This is a genomic window from Aeromonas sp. R4-3 (assembly GCF_040908275.1).
Classification (GTDB): domain Bacteria; phylum Pseudomonadota; class Gammaproteobacteria; order Enterobacterales; family Aeromonadaceae; genus Aeromonas; species Aeromonas rivipollensis.
This window is the reverse complement of sequence record NZ_JBFODK010000044.1, coordinates 35739-57246: the sequence shown is the minus strand read 5'-3', so window position 1 is coordinate 57246 and position 21508 is coordinate 35739. Positions and strand designations below refer to the sequence as shown.

Below are 21508 nucleotides of genomic sequence, written 5' to 3'. Positions count from 1 at the left end.
CTGCCACAAAGGGGAAACCGGGGGGCGGCAGGCTGGGGCAACGTTCCGCGGAGCCTTGCCCATGTTCAACGTCGATACCTTGCTGGGGCAGCATCTGCCCCGCCTCGCCACTCAACCCCTGATCCGTCCCCTGCTCCGGCGGGGGCTGCGCTGGCTGCTCAACGAGGAGGCCTTCACCGAGTTTGCCGAGCGCCATCCTCACCTGCGCGGCCTCGACTTCGTCGAGCAGGCCCTCGCCACCCTCGATTTTGACTACTGGGTGAGCGAGGCCGAACTCGAGAACATCCCCGCCAGCGGCCGGGTCATGATAGTCGCGAACCACCCCATAGGATCCCTGGACGGGCTGGCCCTACTGCGCCTGCTCGGCCGCATCCGCCCCGACGTCAAGATAGTGGCCAACCAGCTGCTGGCGGAGATCCGCCCCCTGCGTCCCCTGCTGCTGCCGGTGGACAACCTGGGGGGCAAGACAGACAGGCGCGCCATTCTGGCCATGGGGGAACACCTGGCACAAGAAGGCGCCCTCATCATCTTCCCCGCCGGCGAAGTGTCGCGCCTCGGCCCCAAGGGGGTGAAGGACGGCCCCTGGCAGGGGGGCTTCATCAAGCTCGCCAGACGCACCCGCACCCCGCTGGTGCCCATCCATCTGGACGGACGCAACGGCCTCCCCTTCTATCTCGCCTCCTGGCTCCACAAGCCCGCCTCCGCCCTGCTGCTGGTGCGCCAGCTGTTTCGCCAGCAGGGGCGGCGCATCTCCCTCACCCTGGGGGAACGCATCCCGCCCCAGAGCCTCGGGGAGCTAGCCCCCAAGACAGCGGCCGCCCTGGTGCGCCGCCACCTCTATCGCCTCGGCAAGGGGAAGAAGGGCCCCCTGGCGACCGAGGCCCCCATAGCCCTGCCGGAGGAGCGCCGTCAGCTCAAGCAGGCCATAGATGGCTGCGAGCTGCTCGGACAGACCCCGGACGGCCAGCGCATCCTGCTCTATCGCCGCCACGAGCAGGGCCACTCTGTGATACTGCGCGAGCTGGGGCGACTGCGGGAGATCGCCTTTCGCGCCGTGGGGGAAGGCTCGGGCAGGCGGCGGGATCTCGATGCCTTCGACGATGACTACCACCACCTCATCCTCTGGGATCCGGCTCGCCTCGACATCATAGGGGCCTACCGTTTCGCCCCCGTGGCCGAGCTGCTGGCGCGCAAAGGCCTGAGCGGCCTCTACAGCCACACCCTGTTCGGGTTTGAAGAGAGGCTGCTGCCCCGGCTGGAACAGGCCATCGAGCTTGGCCGCAGCTTCATCCAGCCCGCCTACTGGGGCAAACGGGGGCTCGACTACCTCTGGTTCGGCATAGGGGCCTACCTGGCCCGCTACCCCCAGTATCGGTATCTGTTCGGGCCCGTGACCCTCTCCGGCAGCCTGCCGCCGGCGGCCAAGGATCTGCTGGTGGGCTTCTACCGCCAGCACTTCGCCCCCGAGTTGGCGCTGGCCCCCTCGCGCCGCCCCTATCCCGAGACGGCGCCCCTGTTCGAGGGGCGCGATTACGGCGCCGATCTCAAGGCGCTCAAGGCTCGTCTCGACCACCTGGGCTGCGCCATCCCCACCCTCTACAAGCAGTATTCCGAGCTGTGCGAACCGGGGGGCGTGCAGTTCATGGACTTTGGCATAGACCCCGACTTCAACCACTGCATCGACGGCCTGGTGTGGGTGGACGTGAGCCGCATCAAGCCCCACAAGCGGGCCCGCTATATAGGTTCTCCCGCGAGCGGGACCGACGCCCCGCCGCCAGCAGCCTCTTAGCCGCCTGAACAAAAAAAGAGAGGGAGGCCTGCGCCTCCCTCTCTCGTTCAACCCCTGTCCCTGACCTACTCGGTGGCAGGCTTGCGATCGGCGTGGCCGAGATCGCGCTCCGGGGCTATGAGGTCTCGCACCCGCTGCTTGATCTCTTTGGCCTCGGGGAAGCCCTCGTCGGCCACCCTGTCCCACACCTGTATCCCGTTCACCAAGATCTTGAATTCCCCCTTGCTGGCGGGCACCAGCGCCACCTCGCCGAGATCGCTGTCGAAGGTGGAGAGCAGCTCCTGGGCCAGCCAGGCGGCGCGCAGCATCCAGCGGCAGAGGGTGCAATAGCGGATCTCGATGCGCGGCTTGCTGACCGGGGTCTGTCGTTCTGTCATGCGATGACTCCATGAAAATCGGTTAACCAGTGGCGGGCTATGGTCTGCATGGTGGCCTGGGGCAGCTCGAGCAGGCCGGGTGCCGGCCGCTGCCCGGCCAGCTGGTGCACCCCTTCGATGATCTCCGCCAGCACCAGATAGACGTACTCGCCGATGACGGCGCCGTGGACGAAGTTCACCGCCTCACCGCGATTGAGCAGGAAGATGGTGCTGCCATCCGGGCGCGTGAGCGCCAGCACATGGGGGCACACCTCCTCGCTCGGCCAGGGCAGTTGGGAGAGGCAGAAGGCGAACTCGTCGTCCGCCGAGGTGACAGAGGCCACCATGGCGCCGGGGCGCAGCGCCTGCAAGTCGGCGATGTCCAGGGCCCCGTTGCCGGTGCAGCAGATCACCAGCTCGGCGCGGCCGAGGGCTTCGGCCTTGTTCACCAGCTTGAAGCCGTGGGAGAGCGCCTCCACCTGGCGCAGGGCATCCGTCTCCACCAGCTCCAGGTGTAGGTTGCGGCAGCGCAGCTCGCGGGCGATGCTGCGCCCCACCTTGCCATAGCCAAACAGGGCGGCCTGGCAGACGTTGAAGGTACGCCTCAGGGTGCGCGCCAGGGACTCGGCGGAGTAGACCACGCTCAGGCCGATCTGGATGTCTTCCGCCTGCTTGAGGGGGCTGCGCGCCACCGAGATGACGGGGGCGGCCAGCAGCTCCTGTTCGTAGCGCTGATGGCCGTTCTCTGTCATCTCCACCACCCCGAGAAAGCGCTCGCCGAAGTGTTCAGAGAGTACCGCCTGGGTCTTGGCGAAGTAGCCGCCTATGTCCAGGATGATGAGCCGCTCGTGGGGTGCCACCAGGGGGGCTATCTGGGCAATGACGCCCTCGGGATCCGAGGTCCAGTGGCGATTGAGGGGCAGCACTGGGTAGTGCTGCTGGGCCCAGGCCAGGGTCGGCCCGTGAACGGACTTGGGTTTGGGCAGTATGGCGCCGACCCGCCCCACCCGGTCGAGCACCTGGATGAAATGGGGTCGGTCTGGGAGCAGGTGGGTCACCAGCAGAATGCAGAGATCCCCGAGGCGTCCCTGCTCGGTGAAATGGCGAAAAAACAGATGCTCAGATCCCTGACTGCGCAACTGTGGCCTCCTTAGCGTGCCGCGAGAAAGCAGGCAAACAGAACCCGGCATAGCCGGGTTCTGTGTGTGTCCAGATAATTGAAAATCCTTTTTATCTGAAAGCACCATGGGGCTCAATCTTTATCTGTGCAGACTTTGACTAACCCATCAATTTATAAGGTAATAGTCTGTTTTTCATGCAGAAATTAATAAAGTGATGCCTCTGGCCACACCCACCACAGACTCAAACCAGCACCAATTGCCCCTACCAGGATCAGCAGACCCCAACGAGACAACCCCGGGCGCTTGCGCAGGACCCACTCCAAGAGCGGCAGCAACCAGACCGGCAGCAGCACCAGCAGCGGCACTTCCACATATTGCCAGGCCAGCATCTGCACGAAGGCCAGCGCCAGCGCCAGGGCGGCCGGAGTCACCCTGATGCCCGCAAAGGCACCGAGCAGGGCACGGAAACCGGCGAAGGCGGCCAGGCCGCCCGCCAGCTGGGCGATCAGCAGGCTGCCATCGATGCCGATGACCAGCGCCAACCAGATGAAGCCCAGGGCAAAGCCCAGCCCCTCCTCGCTGTCACCGCGCCAGCCCGTCCAGCCGAACCAGGCGATGGCGGGCAAGAGTGCCAGCCAGATGCGCGGCTCGATGTCGAGCACCGAGGCCAGCCCCTGCCACCACACCAGGGCACCGACCACGGCGAACAGTGCCAGGGCTATGCCCTTGTCTGCCAGTTGCAGCGCCACGGCGGGCACCAGCAGGCACAGCGGCAGCCACTGCCACGCCTTGACCGGCAGGCCATAGGCGCCGCCCAGCAGGCAGCCCACCAGCCAGAGCGCGAGCGCCCCCCACAGATAACCCAGCCGTGGCCAGCGCCATGACAGCAAAGCGGCCCCTAAAGGAGCCGCCAGGGTTTGTAGCAAGAGTGCTGCGCCCATTACTTGCGCACACCTTCGACGAACAGGTTGATGCTCATCTCGTCCGGAATGCCCGGCAGCATGTAGTTCACGCCAAAGTCGCTGCGCTTGATGGTGGTGGTGGCGTTGAAGCCGCTGCGATAGCCGCCCCAGGGATCCTTGCCTTCGCCGATGTGGACCATGTCGAAGGCCACATCCTTGGAAACGCCGTGCAGGGTCAGGGTGCCTTTGAGCACGCCCTTGTCCTTGGTGCCTTCATAGCCTGAGCTGACGAAGGTCATCTTGGGGTACTGCTTGACGTCCAGGAAGTCGGGGCTGCGCAGGTGCTTGTCGCGGGCCTCGTGGTTGGAGTCCACGCTGGCGGCGTCGATTTCGAAGCTCGCCTTGGCGGCAGTCGGATTGGCATCATCCATGCTGAAGGTGCCGCTGAAGGTGTTGAACCGGCCGACCAGCTCGGAGAAGCCGAGGTGGCCCACCTTGAACTGGACTGTGGTGTGAGCCGCATCGACATCGTAGTCGGCCGCCATCAGGGGAGCCGCCATAAACAGGCAGGAAGCCAGCAGGGCCTTGGTCATTTTCATTCCGATCGTTCCTTCATTGGGGGGTTCACATCGATACCCGACATGCTAACCTCCGAGCAGGAATGGATAATCATCGATTTATTAAAATAATTATCAACCGAGAGTGGAATATGGATCAGATAGCCGCCATGCGCACCTTCATCAAGGTGGTGGAGTGCCAGAGCTTTACCAAGGCCGCCCATCAGCTCGGCATCTCGGTCGCCATGACCTCCAAGCTGATGCAGCAGCTCGAGGAGTCATTGTCGACCCGGCTGCTGTCACGCACCACCCGCCAGGTCAACCCCACAGAGGCGGGCCAGTTCTACTACCAGCGCTCCCTGGCCCTGCTGGCGGAGCTGGAAGAGACCCACAGCCAGCTCACCCACAACAACCAGCGGCCCCAGGGCACCCTCAAACTCTCGGTGCCCATGGACTTTGGCTACCTGCACCTCTCCCCCGCCCTGCCGCTGTTTCGGACGCGGTTTCCCGAGCTCAAGCTGGAGATAGAGTACAGCGACCGGCGGGTGGCCCTGGTGGAGGAGGGATTCGATCTGGCGCTGCGCATCGGCAACCTGCCGGACTCCTCCCTGGTGGCCAAGCCGCTCGCCACCATGAAGCTGGTGGTGTGCGCCAGCCCCGACTACCTGGCCCGCAGGGGCACCCCAAAGACCCCGGAGGATCTCAAGCAGCACGACTGCCTCATCTATACCCTGACCCAGCCGGACTGGGTCTTCAAACGGGATGGGGAGCAGCAAAGCGTGCGCCCGCAAGGGCCCCTTCGCGCCAACAACGGGGTGGCCCTGACCCGGGCCGCCTGCGACCACCAGGGCATCATATTGCAGCCCACCTTCATCGTAGGGGATGCGCTGCGCTCAGGCGCCTTGGTGCCCCTGTTGCCGGAATGGGAGAAGGGACAGGTGGGGCTCTATGCCCTCTATCCGCACCGCCGTTTCGTCTCGGCCAAGGTGCGCTGCTTCATCGAGTTCGTGCAGGAGCGCTACCTGGCCCCCCACTACTGGGACAGGGAGGTGTGAACTAGCGCGCTGGGCCGGTCGACAGTGGCAGCTCGGCCACCAGCAGCAGATCGCGCAAAGTCAGCTGCCAGCGCGGCAGGCGCCGTGCCAGGGTGGCGAGCTGCCCCTCGCCAAGCGCATAGGGCAGGGTGATGTGCAGGCAGTGGCAATCGAGCATGGCCGCCAGTTGCAGGATCAGCGCGAGGTTGGCCTCGTCGGTCTTGCGCTTGTTGATGCGCTTGCCGAGCTCCTGGCGAAAATGAGTCTCGGGATCCTGGGTCATCGCCTGCCAGCCGTAGCCGAACAGCGGGACCAAGGCGCTGACGATGCCAAGGGCGGTGAGCGGCTGCTTGGGAGGATGGTAGAGGGCATTGAGGTCCAGCAGTATGGGGCTTTGATGGGGCTCACGACTGCCGGATAAAATAGCATTACTCATTGGATAACCTTATTGATTCCTCTAGACTTCGCCGCATCTTTGACCTGACATGCCAACGAGGTGCTGATGCTAAGCGATATCGAGATCTCCCGCCAGTCCCCCCGTCTCTCCATTCACGCGCTGGCCGAACGCCTCGCCATCCAACCCCACCAGCTCAGCCCCCAGGGCCACCACAAGGGCAAACTCAGTCTCGAACTGCTCAAGTCCCGGCCCGGGCAGGCAGGTCAGCTGGTGCTGGTAAGCGCCATCACCCCCACCCCCCTTGGCGAGGGCAAGACGGTCACCACCCTGGGCCTCTCCATGGGCCTCAATCACATAGGCCAGCCCAGCATAGCCACCATACGCCAGCCGAGTCTCGGGCCGGTATTCGGGGTCAAGGGGGGCGCCGCCGGGGGCGGCCACGCCCAGGTGGTGCCCATGGAGGAGATGAACCTGCACCTCACCGGGGACTTTCATGCCCTCAGCGCCGCCCACAATCTGGCGGCGGCGGCCCTGGATGCCCGCCTGTTCCACGAGCAGAAACTGGGCGACCAGTTCAGCGCCAGGACCGGCCTCTCGCGCCTCGAGATAGACCCGGCCAACATCCTCTGGCCGCGCACTCTGGACATGAACGACCGCGCCCTGCGCCACCTCACCCTTGGCCAGGGTGGCCCCGCCGATGGGGTGGAGCGCCCCGATCGCTTCGTCATCACCGCCGCCTCCGAGCTGATGGCCATCCTGGCGCTGGCCAGCGATCTGAAAGACCTGCGCGCACGCATCGGCCGCATCCAGCTGGCGCGGGACATCCACGGCAACCCCATCACCGCCGAGCAGCTGGAGGTAGCGGGCGCCATGACGGTGCTGCTCAAAGACGCCCTGCAACCGACCCTGATGCAGACCACGGAGCAGACCCCGGTGCTGGTGCACGCCGGTCCCTTCGCCAACATCGCCCACGGCAACTCCTCGGTCATCGCCGACCGCATGGCGCTCGGGCTCACCGATTACGTGGTGACCGAGGCGGGCTTTGGCTCCGACATGGGGCTGGAGAAGTTTTTCAACATCAAGAGCCGCCAGTCCGGCATCACCCCCGCCTGCGTGGTGCTGGTGGCCACGGTGCGCGGTCTCAAGGCCAACAGCGGCCTGCTCGACATTCGCCCTGGCCAGCCGCTGCCGGCCAGCCTCCAGGGGGAAGACCTGCCCACCCTCAAGCAGGGCTGCGCCAACCTCGCCTGGCATATCCGCAACGCCCGCCGTTATGGGGTGCCCGTGGTGGTCGCCATCAACCGCTTCCCGAGCGACAGCCAGGACGAGCTGGATCTGCTGGCCCGCGAGGCGCTGGCCGCCGGCGCCTGTGACGCCGCCATCTCCCACGCCTTCACCGAGGGGGGCGCGGGCGCCAGCGAGCTGGCCCGGGCCGTGGTCGCCGCCTGTGCGCTGCCAAGGGACGTCAAGCTGCTCTACCCAAACGAGATGAGCCTCGGCGCCAAGCTCGCCACCCTGGTGGAGTGCGGCTACGGCGGGCGCGGGGTGCGGCTCTCGGACAAGGCGCGCCAGCAGTTGGCCCGGCTCTCGGCCGACGGCTGGGACCATCTGCCCATCTGCGTGGCCAAGACGCCGCTCTCCATCAGCCATGATCCTGCCATCAAGGGGGTACCGACGGACTTCGAGGTGCCCATCGAGGAGGTGAGGCTCTGCGCCGGTGCCGGTTTCGTCTATGCCCTGGCGGGCCCCATCATGACAATGCCTGGCCTTGGCAGCCTGCCGGCTTATCGCCATATCGATATCGATGACGACGGCGAGATCATTGGACTGAGCTAAGAACCCTGTTGGCAGCCTGCCTTCCCTGAGCGCCATATCGACATCGACGACGACGGCGAGATAGTGGGTCTGAGCTGATAACCGCACCGGCAGTCTGCCCTCCCCAACCGTCATATCGATATCGACGACGACGGCGAGATAGTGGGCCTGAGCTGACGGCGACATAGTCAGCCCCAAGCAATACGCCAGAAACAACAAGGCCCCACCAATTGGCGGGGCCTTGTTGTTTCTGGACCATGGGCTTAGAGGGTGAAGCGCTGGGTCATATGGTGCAGGTTGTTGGCCAGCTTGCTCAGCTCGACACAGGCCTGCGCGGTCTGCTGCGCCCCCTGGGCGTTCTCGTCGGCGGCATTGTGGATGTTCACTATGCTGCGGTTGAGCTCCTCGGTCACCGCGTTCTGCTCTTCGGTAGCGGTGGCGATCAGGGTGTTCATGTCGCTGATCTGGGTGACGGCGCCGTTGATGCTGTCGATGCTGCCCCCCGCTTCCCGTGCCAGTCCGACACTCTCCTGCATCTGCTGACGGCTCAGCTGCATGGCGTTGCCCGCTTCGGCGGTGCGCTCCTGCAGCAGCGCTATCATCTTGCTGATCTCGGCGGTGGAGGCCTGGGTACGCTGGGCCAGGGAGCGCACTTCGTCCGCGACGACCGCAAAACCACGCCCCTGCTCGCCGGCCCGGGCCGCCTCTATGGCCGCGTTGAGTGCCAGCAGGTTGGTCTGCTCGGCGATGCCGCGAATGACATCCAGCACCATGCTGATGCTGGCGCTGTCCGCTTCCAGTTGCGACACCACAGTGCCCGCCTGCTCTATCTGCTGAGATACCTGCTCTATGCTGCCGATGGCGCTGCGCACCACCTGGTTGCCCTGGGTCGAGGTGCGGGAAGCATCCTTGGCCGCGCTCATGGCATCCGTGGTGTTGCGGGCCACCTCATTGACGGTGGACTGCATCTCGTTCATGGCGGTGGCCACCTGGGAGACCTCGCTCTGCTGGCTGGCCATGCCCTTGGCGGACTGCTCGGAGATGGCGCTCACCTCCTCCACGGCGCTGCTGAGCTGGCTCACCGAGCCGGCTATCTCGCTCACCAGGTCCGCCAGCGCCCCCTGCATGCGGTCGATGGCCGAGCCGAGCTGACCCAGCTCGTCGCGGTTGAAGCGACTGCCACGGATCCACTCCTGCAGCTCCCCCTTGCCGAGATCGCCGCCCGCGATGCGCTGGGCCTGACGGGCCAGCATGATGAGCGGGTCGCGGATCTGGCGGGTCAGCACCACAGAGAGGCAGATCACCAGCGCCAGACCGACCAGCAGGGCCAGGGTGACGCTCAGCTTGGCGGAGTCATAGGCCGCCACCACCACCTTGCGGGAGGCGTCGGCATAACCATGGTTGATGCGCACCAGATCGCCCACCGACTTGGTCAGATTGAGGTAGAGCGGGATCCCCTCGCTAATGAAGACCTGCTGTGCACTCGCCAGCTGATCCCCCTCCTGCAATTGCCTGACCCGCTCGTGCAGCGCCGAGTAGCGGGCCCAGTCTGCCTTCACGCCCTCGAAGATACGGCGCTCCTCCACGTCTTCCGCCCAGATGGTGGCGTCATGATCGACCAGTTGCTGGGCAACCTGGGCGAACTTGCGGGCGGTCTCGCTGCGGTACTCCGCTTTTTTCTGCGGATCTGAGGCCACCAGGAAGTAGCCCAGCTCATAGCGACGTAGCTCACTGATGCCCTCGCCGATGGCCGTCGTACGCACCACGGCGGGCAGTATGCTGTCGGTGAACCCGGTGGCGGCCCGGTTCATGGTGCTGAATTCAAACAGTGAAAAGCCGCCGATAAAGGCCATCATCAGGCCGAGTACGGCAAAGCCGGCGGTGAGTTTCTTGCCTATCGTCATGGTGTTCATGGCATGTCCTGCATATGGGTCATCAAGTGGCATTCGTCGGCGCCGGCCCTTCGAGGCGCGAGCACGCTAGCTGCCATCCATAGCAGTCATTCAAATCTCATCCGTATCGACACGGACGAGGGGGCCAAACGGGTGTCAAACAGACCATCCCGCGGCACGGTGAGCTGTATCGGCGCACGCGGGCATCCCTTTAGGATTTTTTCAGAAAATAAACCGGGTGGGCAGACGGGAGGGAAAGACGTCGGGGCATGTCGGTGGGACATGCCCCTGGGTGACTAGCCTTTCAGGCCACCGAGAAACTCGGCTCGGGTGTCTGGCTGGGTCTTGAAGACGCCGCCGAGGGAGGTGGTAGTGGTATAGGAGGTCGAATCCATCACCCCACGGGCCTTCACGCAGAAGTGGGTCGCCTTGATGCTGATGGCAACGTCCCTGGTGCCGAGCAGGGTCTGCAGCGCCAGCAGGATCTGCTGGGTGAGCCGCTCCTGCACCTGGGGACGGCGGGCGAAGAACTGCACTATGCGGTTGATCTTCGACAACCCGATCACCTTGCCACGGGGGATGTAGGCCACGTGGGCCAGCCCGTCTATGGTGACGAAGTGGTGCTCACAGGTGCTGGTGAGACTGATGTCCCGCACCATGATCATCTCGTCCACCTTCATCTTGTTCTCGATCACCGTCACCTTGGGGAAGGTGGCGTAATCGAGGCCGGAGAAGATCTCGTTCACGTACATCTTGGCGATGCGGTGCGGCGTCTCGGCCAGACTGTCATCGGCCAGATCCAGCCCAAGCGTCTCCATGATGGCGCGCATATGGCCTTCGATGTTTTCCTTCTTCTGCTGGCCGTTCAACCCATTGGCCACCAGTGGTGTCTCCAGGCCCTCGGCCTCGAGCGCTGCCCTGACCAACAGGGCTTCCTGGCTAAAGCTCGTCATCTTGTTTCTCTCCCACGCTCAGGGACTGTGCTGGCCATCGACGTGGTGCCGTGGCGCAATGTTACAGGGCGATTATTGTCATAATTCAAACTAACTCAAGCCCGCTACCCGACTTTATGCCAAACCGCCCCGTTTTACCCTCTCCCCCCCTCCCCGTTCGGGGGGGCATAGGGTCAATGGTCCGGCAACTCCCCATGCCCCCCTGCCATGCCACCCACAAGGAGGTAATTCAAGGGGATGACAGCCCCTCTCATCGCGGCAAAAGCGGCTTTATCCCCCCTTCTTGCGCGATCCGCCTGCCCATGGGGGCAGATTTTTGGGATAATCCGCCCCCTATACACCAGAGAGGTCATGATGATGGGATTCGATACCGGTGCACTCCTCCCCTTGGACAAGGCCCTGCAAGGGATGCTGGAACAACTGAGCTGCCGCTGCGAGACGGAGCAGTTGCCGCTGCCCCAGGCGCTGGATCGGATACTGGCCGAGGAGATAAGCTCCCCCCTGTCGGTGCCCCCCTTCGACAACGCCGCCATGGACGGCTATGCCCTGCGCCTGGCCGATCTCGCCGCCGGCACTCCGCTCCCCGTGGCGGGCAAGGCCTTCGCCGGTCAGCCCTATGAGGGCGAATGGCCAGCCGGTCACTGCATCCGCATCATGACCGGTGCCCCTGTACCGGCGGGCACGGAGGCGGTGGTGATGCAGGAAGAAACGCAGGAGGGCGCCAACGGGATCACTTTTCTGACGACCCCCTTCCTTGACCAGAACATCCGCCGCCGCGGCGAGGACCTGGCCGAAGGGTCCCGGGTGCTGGCCAGCGGCCTGCGCCTCAGCCCCCGGGAGCTGCCGCTGCTGGCATCGCTCGGCATCGCCACTGTGACGGTGCGCCGCCCCCTCAAGGTGGCCATCTTCAGCACTGGCGATGAACTTAAGCCGGTGGGAACCCCCCTCGCCCATGGCGACATCTATGACTCCAACCGTTACGGCGTCAAGGCCATGCTGGCCCGCATGGGCATAGAGTGCCTGGATCTTGGCATCATCCCCGACGATCCGGCCGCCCTGCGCGCTGCCTTCCTCCAGGCCGACCGCGAGGCCGATGCCCTGATCACCACAGGGGGCGTCTCGGTCGGGGAGGCAGACTTCACCAAGCAGTTGCTGGAGGAGCTTGGCGAAATCGGCTTCTGGAAGCTCGCCATCAAGCCGGGCAAGCCCTTTGCCTTCGGCCGTCTGCCAAACGCCTGGTTCTTCGGCCTGCCGGGCAACCCCGTCTCCGCCATGGTCACCTTCGATCAACTGGTGCAACCGGCGCTGGCCAAGCTGGCCGGCCACCACTTCGCGCGCCCCCTGCCGTTGCAGGTCATGGCTGCCGAGCCCCTCAAGAAGGCGCCGGGGCGTCTGGACTTCCAGCGCGGCATCCTGAGCCTTGGCCCGAACGGCCTCGAGGTGCGCAGCACCGGCTCCCAGGACTCCGGCGTCTTCAGCTCCCTCTCCCGGGCCAACTGCTACATAGTCCTCGAGCAGGCGCGGGGCAAGGTGGCCGCCGGTGAGACGGTCACCGTCGAGCCCTTCTCGGGGCTGCTGCTGTGAGCGAGATCCTGAGCGATGCCGAGCTCCTTCGCTACAACCGCCAGATAGTGCTCAAGTCTTTCGACTTCGAGGGGCAGGAGGCGCTCAAGCAGGCGCGAGTGCTGGTGATAGGCGCCGGGGGCCTGGGCTGCGCCGCCAGCCAATACCTGGCGGTGGCCGGGGTCGGTCACCTCACCCTGGTGGATTTCGATCGGGTGGAGCTCTCCAACTTGCAGCGCCAGGTGCTGCACACCGACGAGCGCATCGGCATGTACAAGGTGGACTCCGCCGCCCTGGCGCTGCGGGCCCTCAATCCCTGGCTCGAGGTGGAGACTCATGCCCTCCTCGCAGACGAGGTGCTGCTCGATGCCCTGCTGCCCAACCACCAGCTGGTGCTCGACTGCACCGACAACGTCGCCATCCGCAACCTGCTCAACCAGCGCGCCCGCCAGCATCGGGTGCCCCTGGTATCCGGCGCCGCCATCCGGCTGGAGGGGCAGCTGTGCAGCTTCACCTGGCAGGCGGACGAGCCCTGCTACGCCTGCCTCAGCGCCCTGTTTGGCGAGCAGTCCCTGACCTGTGTCGAGGCCGGGGTGCTGGCTCCCGTGGTCGGACTGGTGGGCAGCCTGCAGGCGCTGGAAGCCATCAAGCTGCTTGCCGGCATGGGCAGGAGCCACAGCGGCCGCCTGCTGATGATCGACGGCCTGGGTGGCAGCTTTCGCGAGATGAAGCTGCCCAAGCGCCCGGACTGCCCGGTCTGCTCCCAGCCCTGAGTGGCAAAACGCACCCACCAAAAAGCCGAACCCAGGGGTTCGGCTTTGTTGTGCCCATGCAGGCTCAGTGAGTCGCCAGGATCCGTTGCAACAAATGATTGAACCCGGCGGGATCTTCCGCGGGCCAGGCGTGATGGCCCTCCGGGGTATGGATGCTGGCGTTGGGCAGGGAGGCGAACTGCTCCACCCGTTTGGCGAGCGGCAGGTAGTCGTGGCTGGTGGAGATGATGGCCACCGGCTGCCAAAGGCTACCGAGCCGGGCGCGCACCGACCAGCCGGGCAGCGCCTCCAGCAGCGCACGATAAGTCTTTTTCTTGTTGCTGCGCACGAAGCGCAGCCGGAAGGTGTGGCGCACTTGGGCGAGCTCGGGACCGGGGAAGAGCTCGCGCCCCAGCCACCAGGCCAGCGGCCGCATGCCGAACCAGCGCAGCCACTTGAGGCGCATGGCATGGCGCTCCTGCTCTTTTGGCGTCTCCAGTAGAAACTCGCTGAAACCGTTGACCAGCACCAGCCCCCGCACCTTGTGGGGCAGTCGCAGCGCCAGCTCCAGCGCCACCATGGCCCCGAGCGAGAGTCCCACCACCCAGGCGGGCTCCGGCTGCTCCTCGAGCCAGCGGGCCACGTCCGCCGCCAGGGTGGGCACATCGAAGGGGCCCTCCTGCATGCTCTGGCCGTGGCCGCGCAGGTCCAGCGCCACCACCCGGTAGTGCTGGGAGAAGTGCTCGATCTGGGCCTGCCAGTCGAGGCTGGAGGAGCCAAGGCCGTGCAGCAACAGCAACAAGGGGCCCTCCCCCGCGCTGCGCAAGGCCAATCCATGGGATTTCATTACCTGGTTGCGACGCACCCGTGCTCTCCCTCTCGACTCGATAGCGGCCACCGACGGCCTTGCTGCCCATGCTGTGGCGACACGCCCCTCAGCCCTCTCCCACCAGGCTCACCGCCTTGATGTAGGCGTAGAGGCGCTGCCCAGGCACCAGCGCCAGCCGTTTCGCGGAGCGGCTGGTGATCCGGGCCAGCAGTATCTGCTGCCCCAGCGCCAACTGCAACAGGGTTTGCCCCGGCCTCACCTCCCTCACCTCGAGCAGTCGGGTCGCGAGGCAGTTGGAGAGGCTGGAGTGTGTGATGGGGGCGGTGGCGATCACCAGATCCCGCCCCGCCACCTTGATCTGCAACTCCCCTGTCTCGTCGGGGGCATGCTCCATGGTGACCATCAGGGTCTGATCCCCGAGTTGCAGGGTCGCCATCTGTTCATCGTCGTCGTAGTGGGCCAGGGTCGCCGTCAGCATGACGCCCACATCGTCACGACTGGCCAAGGAGAGGTCGGTGCGGGCGAAGATCTCGCTCGGCCTGCCTTGCGCCTCCAGCCTGCCGTCAGCCAGCAGCACCAGCTGATCGCACAGCAGGCTCACCTCCTCCATGGCGTGGCTCACGAAGATCATGGGGATGCCGCTTTCGCGCTGCAACCCCTTGAGCACATGGGCCTGATGGATGCGGCTGCGGCTGTCGAGCGCCGAGAAGGGCTCATCGAGCAGCAGCAGATCGGGCTCCGCCAGCAGGGCCCGCCCCAGGGCCACCCGCTGGCGCTGGCCGCCGGAGAGGGCGTGGGCGGGCTGCCCCAGCAGATCGGCAAAGCCGAGCCGCAGCGCCAGCGCCTCGGGCTGCCAGCGCCCTCGCCCCTTGCCCGCCGCCAGCTGCAGGTTGCCAAGCACGCTCAGATGGGGGAAGAGGCGGGAGTCCTGGAACACCAGCCCGATGCGGCGCGCCTCCGGCAGCAGGGCCGCCAGATCCCGCCCCTGCCAGTGCAGGACGTCCGAGGGGGCGCGGTCCAGCCCGGCGATGATGCGCAGCAAGGTGCTCTTGCCACAGCCGGAGGGGCCAAAGAGGCCGAGAATGCCGCCGAGGGGCAGCGCCAGATCGCATGCCAGTGTGAAGGAGCCAAACGCACGGCTGGCCTTGAGGTGCAGGCTCATCCGAACAACCTCCGCTGCCGGCGCTGCAAGACCCCATAGACCAGCACCAGCATCACCAGGGAGAAGCCCATCAGGCCGCCTGCCAAGTAGTGGGCATGTTGATAATCCATGGCTTCCACGTGATCAAAGAGGGCGATGGAGAGCACCTGGGTCTCCCCCGGGATATTGCCCCCTATCATCAGCACCACGCCAAACTCCCCCAGGGTATGGGCAAAGCCCAGCGCCGCCGCCATCACGAAGCTAGGCAGCGTCATCGGCAAGATGATCTGAAAGAAGCGCTCAAGGGGCCCCAGCCCCAAGGTGGCGGCGGCCTCGAGCTCCTTGTTGCCCATGTTGACGAAGGCGGAGGTAAGAGGCTGCACCACGAAGGGGAGCGAATAGAGGATGGAGGCAAACAGCAGGCCGAGGAAGCTGAAGGCCAGGGTTGTCCCGAAGGTCTCCCGCCACCAGGCGCCGAGGCCATACTCCGGCGAGAAGGCGAGCAGCAAATAGAAACCGAGCACGGTCGGCGGCAACACCAGGGGCAGCGCCACCAGGGCCTCCACCAGCGGCCGCAGCCGGTGCTGGCTGCGGGAGAGCCACCAGGCAAGCGGCGGCGACAGCAGCAGCAGTATGACGGTGGTGCTGGCCGCCAGCTTCAGGGTGAGCCAGACGGCCAGCAGATCCCCTTCACTCATAGCGGCACCTCTCGGGTTTGAATGAGAAATGCGAAGCCATGGGGGCGAGGACGTAGCTTCAGGGTCGAGCTAAACGCCGCCAGCAGATCCCCTTCACTCATGGGGCATATCCCTCCCTGGTTCGAGCTGCAACATGTTATGCATCCTCATTGCAAAGCGTGGCCTACCCTGAGGCCGGCCAGTGGTCATGGGAGATTGGCATTCATGCCATCATTGCGGCAAGGCATAGCCCGCAGCCTTGATCTGCCCCTGGCCCGGGCCCTTGAGCCAGGCCACCAGCGCCTCGACCGCCTCCCCTTTCTTCAATACCAGCCCCTGCTGCTCTATGGGCGGGTAGAAGCTGGCCGGCACCGCCCAGGCTTCGCCTGTCTTGCCCGCCTCAACCAGGTTGGCCCAGGCGACGAAACCCAGCTCGGCGTTGCCCGTGTCCACAAACTGCCAGGTCTGGCTGATGTTGGTGCCGGTCAGCAGGCGATACTGCTTGGGATCTATCTTGAGGTGGGCCAGGGTTGCCATGGCGGCGGTGCCATAGGGCGCGGTTTTCGGGTTGGCGATGGCGAGGTTGCCCTTCCAGCTGCGCAGGCTTGCCTCATCTGGGGCAGGCCCCCCCTTCTTCCACAGGCCGAGCTGGCCGATGGCGTAGGTGAAGCGACCGCTCCCCTTGCCCTCCGCCTCCAGTTTTTGAGGGGTAGCCACGTCGGCGGAGAGGAAGAGATCGAAGGGGGCGCCGTGGCTTATCTGGGTGTAGAGCACGCCGGTGGCCGCCGAGCTGATAACGACGCTATGGCCGGTCTTGGCAGTGAACTCCTTGCCGATGCGCTCTATGGTGCCCTTGAAGTTGGCGGCCACGGCGACCCTGACTTCATCGGCCCGAGCGGCCCCGCTGTGCAAGGCGCCGGCGAACAGACCGAGCAACACCACGGACAACTGTTTCTTCATTCCCTGTCTCCTTGAGGCTCCGGCGAACCCGAAGCTAGTGGTGGCAAGCGCCCGCGGGCACTCGCCTGTCATCGAGCCGGGTCGGCTAGGGCGCTTGCCGCCAGCGGGCGGCGGCGGCGTCATCGCTCTGCTTCGCCTCGACCCAGCGTTGAACGCCCTCGGCGGTCAGCTCTTTTTTCCAGAAGGGTGCCCGGGTCTTCAAGAAATCCATGATGAAGTGGCAGGCCTCGAACGCAGCGTCCCTGTGGGCGCTGCTCACCGCCACCAGCACGATTTGATCCCCGAGCAGCAGATCGCCGATACGGTGAATGAGGGTGCACTCCTGCAGCGGCCAGCGGCCACGGGCCTCTGTGACTATGTCCGTCAGCGCCTTCTCGGTCATGCCGGGGTAGTGCTCGAGGGAGAGCCCCTTGACCTCCTCCCCCTGATTGAAGTCACGCACCTTGCCGACGAAGGTGACAATGGCGCCGCTGTCATGGCGGGCGGCGAGGCGCTCATACTCCTCTCCCAGGGAGAAGTCGGCCCGCTGCACCAGGATGCGATCGGTCGAGTCAGTGGGCATCTCGTGGGACATGGGCTCAGCCTCCGGTCACGGGGGGGAAGAAGGCGACTTCATCGCCATCATTAAGCGGCGTCTCGAGCGGCACCAGAGTCTGGTTGACCGCCACCAGCAGCTTGCCCGACTCCAGCGCCAGGGCCCACTTATCGCCGCGCTCGCACAAGGCCGCGCGAAGGGCGTCGGCACTGGCATAGTCACAGGGCAAGCTGAGCTCGTCGCAGCCCACCAGCTCACGCACTTGCGCAAAAAACAGTACCTTGATCATGCCTTCTCTCCTGCCTGGGAGCCCAGCTGGAAGTGGCCGGACTTGCCGCCCTTCTTCTCCACTAACCGCAGCTGCTCTATCACCATGTCCTTCTGCACCGCCTTGCACATGTCGTAGATGGTCAGCGCCGCTACGGACGCAGCGGTGAGCGCCTCCATCTCCACCCCTGTCTTGCCCGAGAGCTTGCAGAGGGTGCGGATATGGACCCTATTGTGCTCGGGCTGGGCCTCGATCTCTACCTCCACCCGGGTCAGCGCCAGGGGGTGACAGAGGGGAATGAGATCAGCTGTCTTCTTGGCTGCCATGATGCCGGCGATGCGGGCGGTAGCGAACACGTCCCCCTTGTGGTGCTGACCGCCGAGGATCAGGGCCAGGGTCGCGGGGGCCATGGTCACGAAGGCCTCGGCGCGGGCTTCACGTTCTGTGACCTGCTTGTCGGTCACATCTACCATGTGGGCTTCGCCGCTCTGGTTGAGATGGGTCAGGTTCATCTATTCCCCTATCGAAAAATAAGATGGATGATCCGGGAAAACTCCCGAGATCACAGATGGGACACGAAGTTGCACGGCCTGGTGCGGGCGTCCAGCTGATCCCGGATGAGCTGCTCCCAGCCGAGCTGGCAAGCGCCGGTGGAGCCCGGCAGGCAGCAGATCAGGGTGCGATTGGCGAGCCCCGCCAGGGCGCGGCTCTGCATGGCCGAGCCCTTGATTTCGGCGAAGGAGAGCTGGCGGAACATCTCGCCAAAGCCCTGTACGGTGCGCTCGAACAGCACCCCCACAGCCTCCGGCACCCGGTTCTGTTCATTGAAGCCGGTGCCGCCGTTGATCAGTACCACCTGCACCGCCTCGTCGACGATCCACTGGCTCACCTGGGCCCGGATCCTGAACAGGTTGTCGGCGCACAGAGCTCGATCCGCGAGCTGATGACCCGCCTGGGTCAACGCCGATACCAGATAATCCCCCGAGCTGTCGTCGGCGGCGGTGCGGCTGTCGGAGACCGTCAGCACGGCGATCTTGAGAGGGATGAATTCGCTGTTTTTGGGTGCCATGTTTCTGGATGCCATAGGACAAATCCTGTCAATCATTCATTGACCACGAGAGGAGAAGAGGGGGACGCGTCACCCGGCCATGCCGGTCGGTAAATGCGTGCCGACAGGGGCGCCGCGTTGCCGGGGAGGGATTCTATCAAAAGATGTCTGGCTGAGGGGGTTAAAAGGCCCATAAAAATCAAAGGCCATCGAAGCGGCGCTATGCGCTCCGATGGCCCGGCCCCTTAGAACCCTTCCACGCCCTTCATGTCAGGCAACTGATGCGCGATGCCCTTGTGACAATCGATGCAGGTATTCTGACCGCTTGCCAGGTTGGTGGAGTGCATCTGGGCCGCCCGCCGCCCTTGCAGGGAGAAGTCCATGTACTCGAAGTTGTGGCAGTTGCGGCACTCGCGCGAATCCGTGTCCTTCATCCGCTGCCACTCCCGCTCCGCCATCTCCCGGCGGTGGGATTCAAACTTCTCGCGGGTATCCACCTTGCCGGTCAGCATGCCCCACAGCTCCTTGGAGGCCTGCACCTTGCGAATGATCTTGTAGGTCCATTCGTGGGGCACGTGGCAGTCCGGGCAGCTGGCGCGCACTCCGGAGCGGTTCGCGTAGTGGATGGTGTCGCGGTACTCCACGAAGACGTTGTCCTTCATCTCGTGGCAGCCGGTACAGAACTTCTCGGTGTTGGAGGCTTCCATGGCGGTGTTGAAACCGCCCCAGAAGATGACGCCGCCGAAGAAGCCCATCAGCAGCAGCACCCAGAGGGCCGCCTTCGACGGGGACTTGAAAGTGGTCCACAGACGCTGGATAAAGCCGGGTAATTTCATCTAGTTGGCTCCTCAGTTCAGCGCTTCAACTGGTTTAAACGTATTTTCCACCAGCGGCTTGGCATCCGCTTGTGGCACGTGGCACTGCAGGCAGAAGTAGCGACGGGGGGACACCTCGCCAAGGGTCATGCCGTCGCGGGTCTCGAAGTGCGTCGGGCTGATCTTGGGTGCCTTCATCTTGCTGGCGTTCTTGAAGCTGTGGCAGGCCAGGCACTTGTTGACCTTGTTGTCCACCTCGTAGTTGCGGGTATCGTGGGGGATCAGCGGCGGCTGATGCATGTACTGGCGATCATAGAGATCCCCATCCTTGCGATAGTTCTTCATGGGGGCCGCATCTGCCTCCGTGACCAGATCCGTACTCCCCCGCTCCGACTTGATCCCCCCCGTGCTGTTGGTGATCTCGGGGGTGGCTGCCATCAAGGAGCCCGCCATCAGGCAGGCCAGCATTGCTCCAATCAGCTTTTTCATTATTTGTTCTCCGACGTTTTCTCTGCCTTGACGGCAAAACCTGTAGTGATTTCGAAAACTTGCTCCGCGCAGACATCGATGCAACGGCCGCAGTTGGTACACTCCTGAGCCACAATCAAGGGCCCGTGACCGCGCCTGGCCCCGTGAACCGGGCCGCGCAGGATGGGACGCTCCGGGCAGACCGCATAACAATCCATGCAGTTGCTGCACCGCTCACGCCCCCTGGCAGAAATCTTGATAAACCCGACCCGGTTGACCAGGGCATAGAAGGCCCCCACCGGACAGAGATGACCACACCAGCCCCGCTCCACCACCAAGAGGTCGAACAGGAACAGGGCCACCAGCAGACCCCAGCCCGCCCCCATGCCAAACAGCAGGCCGCGCATGGCCAAAGAGACCGGATTGACCAGCTCCCACACCAGCACGCCCGTGATGGTGGGCGCCACCAGCACCATGGCCAGCAGCCAGTAGCGGGTGTTGCGGTTGAACTGGCCGTTGCCCTTGAGCCCAAGCCGGGCCCTGACCCAGGCGGCGGCGTCCGTAATGAGGTTGACCGGGCAGACCCAGGAGCAGAACACCCGCCCCCCGACCAGCCAGTACCCCAGCAGCACTATTGCCGCCCCGAGCCAGAGGGTGGTGATGGGCCAATGGCCCGCCGCCACCGACTGCAGCAGGGTCAAGGGATCGCTCAGCGGCACCGTCTCCAGCAATAAAGAGCTGGAGAGGTTGCCCTTGAGGATCCAGACCCCCGCCAGCGGTCCCAGCAGGAAGAGCCCCAGCACGCCAAACTGGCTGAGGCGGCGCAGCAGCAGGAAGCGGTGGGCGCGCCACCAGCCGAGCCTGGCGCTGGCCTCGGCCCCCGGATAACGACTCATAGCCCCTCCGGTTTGCGGGTCGGCAGGGTGAGTCGCTCACCGATGAGGGACTTGCCCGCCCTGGCCTTCTCTTCCCAGCCGAGCCGGTAGTGATGACCGAGCTCACCCTTGGCGAGCCCATGGGGCACCACCTTGATGGCCGCCGTCTCCAGCACGCAGGCGTGCTCGCACTTGCCGCAGCCAGTACAGATGTCGCTGTGTACCGTGGGCAGAAACATGGCGTGCTTGCCGGTGCGCGGATTGCGTTGCAGCTCTAGGGTGATCGCCTTGTCTATCAGGGGGCAGACCCGATAACAGACATCGCAGCGCAGCCCCAGATAGTTGAGGCAGGTCTCGTGATCGATGAGCACCGCCACCCCCATGCGCGCCTGATCGATGTCGGTCATCCCCTGATCCAGCGCACCGCTCGGGCAGGCCACCACGCAGGGGATGTCGTCACACATCTCGCAAGGGACGGCGCGCGCCTCGAAATAGGGGGTGCCCGTGGTCACGGGATCCAGCAGCCGGGCGAGCTTGAGGGTGTCATAAGGGCAGGCGTCGACGCAGAGCCCGCAGCGCACGCAGGCACCGAGGAAGTCAGGCTCCCCCAGTGCCGCAGGCGGCCGCAGTGCCTGGGCGGGCACCGCCTGCGCCTGCTGGCGGGCCACGGTGCCGAGCCCTGCCCCAAGCAGGCCCACGGAGCAGGCCCCCTTGGCAAGGTCTGCCAGGAACTGGCGACGGCTGCGACTCATCCCCCCGGC

General features: G+C 65.0%; 24 protein-coding genes. 5 read left to right on the top strand and 19 right to left on the bottom strand.

The window, feature by feature from the left end:
- The first annotated feature begins 61 nt into the window (after positions 1–61).
- Positions 62–1789 (top strand): lysophospholipid acyltransferase family protein, encoded by a 1728-nt coding sequence (locus AB5Y91_RS13820; protein WP_368170046.1) that lies wholly within the window; start codon positions 62–64, stop codon positions 1787–1789.
- 65 nt (positions 1790–1854) lie between these two features.
- Here AB5Y91_RS13820 and AB5Y91_RS13815 read toward each other — a convergent pair whose 3' ends face one another.
- The 4 genes from AB5Y91_RS13815 to AB5Y91_RS13800 form a co-directional block, all read right to left on the bottom strand.
- Positions 1855–2166 carry a SelT/SelW/SelH family protein gene (locus tag AB5Y91_RS13815; RefSeq protein WP_163158005.1) on the bottom strand — a complete coding sequence of 104 codons (312 nt, stop codon included), beginning with the start codon at positions 2164–2166 and terminating at the stop codon, positions 1855–1857.
- Positions 2163–3284, bottom strand: a complete 1122-nt coding sequence (locus AB5Y91_RS13810; protein WP_168235430.1) for an adenosylhomocysteinase — start codon at positions 3282–3284, stop codon at positions 2163–2165. The genes AB5Y91_RS13815 and AB5Y91_RS13810 overlap by 4 nt, the downstream gene beginning before the upstream one ends.
- Positions 3285–3469: 185 nt before the next feature.
- A complete protein-coding gene (locus AB5Y91_RS13805) occupies positions 3470–4207 on the bottom strand; it encodes a hypothetical protein (RefSeq protein WP_368170045.1) in 738 nt (245 codons plus the stop codon).
- Complete coding sequence (locus tag AB5Y91_RS13800) at positions 4207–4767, bottom strand: YceI family protein (protein ID WP_025326429.1); 561 nt, start codon at positions 4765–4767, stop codon at positions 4207–4209. Before AB5Y91_RS13800 ends, AB5Y91_RS13805 begins: the two co-directional genes overlap by 1 nt.
- 110 nt (positions 4768–4877) lie before the next feature.
- Between AB5Y91_RS13800 and AB5Y91_RS13795 the strand changes: the two genes are divergently transcribed.
- A complete protein-coding gene (locus AB5Y91_RS13795; RefSeq protein WP_368170044.1) occupies positions 4878–5780 on the top strand; it encodes a LysR family transcriptional regulator in 903 nt (300 codons plus the stop codon).
- Between the two features lies 1 nt (position 5781).
- Here the strand turns inward: AB5Y91_RS13795 and AB5Y91_RS13790 are convergent, their stop codons facing one another.
- Positions 5782–6195, bottom strand: a complete 414-nt coding sequence (locus AB5Y91_RS13790; protein WP_368170043.1) for a hypothetical protein — start codon at positions 6193–6195, stop codon at positions 5782–5784.
- A gap of 66 nt (positions 6196–6261) precedes the next feature.
- Here AB5Y91_RS13790 and AB5Y91_RS13785 point away from each other — a divergent pair, with 66 nt between their 5' ends.
- Positions 6262–7992, top strand: coding sequence for a formate--tetrahydrofolate ligase (locus AB5Y91_RS13785; RefSeq protein ID WP_368170042.1), 1731 nt, complete (start codon positions 6262–6264; stop codon positions 7990–7992).
- Between the two features lie 242 nt (positions 7993–8234).
- Here the strand turns inward: AB5Y91_RS13785 and AB5Y91_RS13780 are convergent, their stop codons facing one another.
- Together AB5Y91_RS13780 and folE are read right to left on the bottom strand one after the other, a co-directional pair.
- Positions 8235–9884, bottom strand: coding sequence for a methyl-accepting chemotaxis protein (locus AB5Y91_RS13780; RefSeq protein WP_290028795.1), 1650 nt, complete (start codon positions 9882–9884; stop codon positions 8235–8237).
- A 275-nt stretch (positions 9885–10159) separates the two neighbouring features.
- Positions 10160–10816: a GTP cyclohydrolase I FolE gene (gene folE / locus AB5Y91_RS13775; RefSeq protein WP_106887327.1), complete on the bottom strand. Its 657-nt coding sequence runs from the start codon at positions 10814–10816 to the stop codon at positions 10160–10162.
- 357 nt (positions 10817–11173) lie between these two features.
- Between folE and moeA the strand changes: the two genes are divergently transcribed.
- Entirely contained in the window at positions 11174–12400 is a 1227-nt protein-coding gene (gene moeA, locus AB5Y91_RS13770) for a molybdopterin molybdotransferase MoeA (protein WP_368170049.1), read from the top strand.
- Positions 12397–13152 (top strand): molybdopterin-synthase adenylyltransferase MoeB, encoded by a 756-nt coding sequence (gene moeB / locus AB5Y91_RS13765; RefSeq protein ID WP_368170041.1) that lies wholly within the window; start codon positions 12397–12399, stop codon positions 13150–13152. The genes moeA and moeB overlap by 4 nt, the downstream gene beginning before the upstream one ends.
- A 64-nt stretch (positions 13153–13216) precedes the next feature.
- Here the strand turns inward: moeB and AB5Y91_RS13760 are convergent, their stop codons facing one another.
- The 12 genes from AB5Y91_RS13760 to napG form a co-directional block, all read right to left on the bottom strand.
- Positions 13217–13996: an alpha/beta fold hydrolase gene (locus AB5Y91_RS13760; RefSeq protein ID WP_368170040.1), complete on the bottom strand. Its 780-nt coding sequence runs from the start codon at positions 13994–13996 to the stop codon at positions 13217–13219.
- 70 nt (positions 13997–14066) lie between these two features.
- A complete protein-coding gene (gene modC, locus AB5Y91_RS13755) occupies positions 14067–15122 on the bottom strand; it encodes a molybdenum ABC transporter ATP-binding protein (protein WP_368170039.1) in 1056 nt (351 codons plus the stop codon).
- Positions 15119–15799, bottom strand: coding sequence for a molybdate ABC transporter permease subunit (gene modB, locus AB5Y91_RS13750; protein WP_106887331.1), 681 nt, complete (start codon positions 15797–15799; stop codon positions 15119–15121). Before modB ends, modC begins: the two co-directional genes overlap by 4 nt.
- Positions 15800–16009: 210 nt before the next feature.
- Positions 16010–16738, bottom strand: a complete 729-nt coding sequence (gene modA, locus AB5Y91_RS13745; RefSeq protein ID WP_368170038.1) for a molybdate ABC transporter substrate-binding protein — start codon at positions 16736–16738, stop codon at positions 16010–16012.
- 85 nt (positions 16739–16823) lie between these two features.
- Positions 16824–17300: a molybdopterin synthase catalytic subunit MoaE gene (gene moaE, locus AB5Y91_RS13740; RefSeq protein ID WP_368170048.1), complete on the bottom strand. Its 477-nt coding sequence runs from the start codon at positions 17298–17300 to the stop codon at positions 16824–16826.
- A 16-nt stretch (positions 17301–17316) separates the two neighbouring features.
- Entirely contained in the window at positions 17317–17562 is a 246-nt protein-coding gene (gene moaD / locus AB5Y91_RS13735; RefSeq protein WP_290028802.1) for a molybdopterin synthase sulfur carrier subunit, read from the bottom strand.
- On the bottom strand, positions 17559–18053 hold the full coding sequence (gene moaC, locus AB5Y91_RS13730) for a cyclic pyranopterin monophosphate synthase MoaC (RefSeq protein ID WP_106887334.1): 495 nt from the start codon (positions 18051–18053) through the stop codon (positions 17559–17561). The genes moaD and moaC overlap by 4 nt, the downstream gene beginning before the upstream one ends.
- 50 nt (positions 18054–18103) lie before the next feature.
- The gene (gene moaB, locus AB5Y91_RS13725) at positions 18104–18610 is read right to left on the bottom strand and encodes a molybdenum cofactor biosynthesis protein B (protein ID WP_106887335.1); all 507 of its coding nucleotides are present in this window, start codon (positions 18608–18610) and stop codon (positions 18104–18106) included.
- A 224-nt stretch (positions 18611–18834) separates the two neighbouring features.
- The gene (locus AB5Y91_RS13720) at positions 18835–19425 is read right to left on the bottom strand and encodes a cytochrome c3 family protein (RefSeq protein ID WP_025326410.1); all 591 of its coding nucleotides are present in this window, start codon (positions 19423–19425) and stop codon (positions 18835–18837) included.
- A gap of 12 nt (positions 19426–19437) precedes the next feature.
- On the bottom strand, positions 19438–19893 hold the full coding sequence (locus AB5Y91_RS13715; protein WP_106887336.1) for a nitrate reductase cytochrome c-type subunit: 456 nt from the start codon (positions 19891–19893) through the stop codon (positions 19438–19440).
- Entirely contained in the window at positions 19893–20768 is an 876-nt protein-coding gene (gene napH / locus AB5Y91_RS13710) for a quinol dehydrogenase ferredoxin subunit NapH (protein ID WP_368170037.1), read from the bottom strand. The genes AB5Y91_RS13715 and napH overlap by 1 nt, the downstream gene beginning before the upstream one ends.
- A complete protein-coding gene (gene napG, locus AB5Y91_RS13705) occupies positions 20765–21499 on the bottom strand; it encodes a ferredoxin-type protein NapG (protein ID WP_368170036.1) in 735 nt (244 codons plus the stop codon). The genes napH and napG overlap by 4 nt, the downstream gene beginning before the upstream one ends.
- Positions 21500–21508: the final 9 nt, after the last annotated feature.

Coding starts and splice junctions, on each gene's coding strand:
- AB5Y91_RS13820 (WP_368170046.1), top strand. CDS start 62: ATGTTCAACGTCGATACCTTGCTGGGGCAGCATCTGCCCCGCCTCGCC.
- AB5Y91_RS13815 (WP_163158005.1), bottom strand. CDS start 2,166: ATGACAGAACGACAGACCCCGGTCAGCAAGCCGCGCATCGAGATCCGC.
- AB5Y91_RS13805 (WP_368170045.1), bottom strand. CDS start 4,207: ATGGGCGCAGCACTCTTGCTACAAACCCTGGCGGCTCCTTTAGGGGCC.
- AB5Y91_RS13800 (WP_025326429.1), bottom strand. CDS start 4,767: ATGAAAATGACCAAGGCCCTGCTGGCTTCCTGCCTGTTTATGGCGGCT.
- AB5Y91_RS13795 (WP_368170044.1), top strand. CDS start 4,878: ATGGATCAGATAGCCGCCATGCGCACCTTCATCAAGGTGGTGGAGTGC.
- AB5Y91_RS13790 (WP_368170043.1), bottom strand. CDS start 6,195: ATGAGTAATGCTATTTTATCCGGCAGTCGTGAGCCCCATCAAAGCCCC.
- AB5Y91_RS13785 (WP_368170042.1), top strand. CDS start 6,262: ATGCTAAGCGATATCGAGATCTCCCGCCAGTCCCCCCGTCTCTCCATT.
- AB5Y91_RS13780 (WP_290028795.1), bottom strand. CDS start 9,884: ATGAACACCATGACGATAGGCAAGAAACTCACCGCCGGCTTTGCCGTA.
- folE (WP_106887327.1), bottom strand. CDS start 10,816: ATGACGAGCTTTAGCCAGGAAGCCCTGTTGGTCAGGGCAGCGCTCGAG.
- moeA (WP_368170049.1), top strand. CDS start 11,174: ATGGGATTCGATACCGGTGCACTCCTCCCCTTGGACAAGGCCCTGCAA.
- modC (WP_368170039.1), bottom strand. CDS start 15,122: ATGAGCCTGCACCTCAAGGCCAGCCGTGCGTTTGGCTCCTTCACACTG.
- modB (WP_106887331.1), bottom strand. CDS start 15,799: ATGAGTGAAGGGGATCTGCTGGCCGTCTGGCTCACCCTGAAGCTGGCG.
- modA (WP_368170038.1), bottom strand. CDS start 16,738: ATGAAGAAACAGTTGTCCGTGGTGTTGCTCGGTCTGTTCGCCGGCGCC.
- moaE (WP_368170048.1), bottom strand. CDS start 17,300: ATGCCCACTGACTCGACCGATCGCATCCTGGTGCAGCGGGCCGACTTC.
- moaD (WP_290028802.1), bottom strand. CDS start 17,562: ATGATCAAGGTACTGTTTTTTGCGCAAGTGCGTGAGCTGGTGGGCTGC.
- moaC (WP_106887334.1), bottom strand. CDS start 18,053: ATGAACCTGACCCATCTCAACCAGAGCGGCGAAGCCCACATGGTAGAT.
- moaB (WP_106887335.1), bottom strand. CDS start 18,610: ATGGCACCCAAAAACAGCGAATTCATCCCTCTCAAGATCGCCGTGCTG.
- AB5Y91_RS13720 (WP_025326410.1), bottom strand. CDS start 19,425: ATGAAATTACCCGGCTTTATCCAGCGTCTGTGGACCACTTTCAAGTCC.
- AB5Y91_RS13715 (WP_106887336.1), bottom strand. CDS start 19,893: ATGAAAAAGCTGATTGGAGCAATGCTGGCCTGCCTGATGGCGGGCTCC.
- napH (WP_368170037.1), bottom strand. CDS start 20,768: ATGAGTCGTTATCCGGGGGCCGAGGCCAGCGCCAGGCTCGGCTGGTGG.
- napG (WP_368170036.1), bottom strand. CDS start 21,499: ATGAGTCGCAGCCGTCGCCAGTTCCTGGCAGACCTTGCCAAGGGGGCC.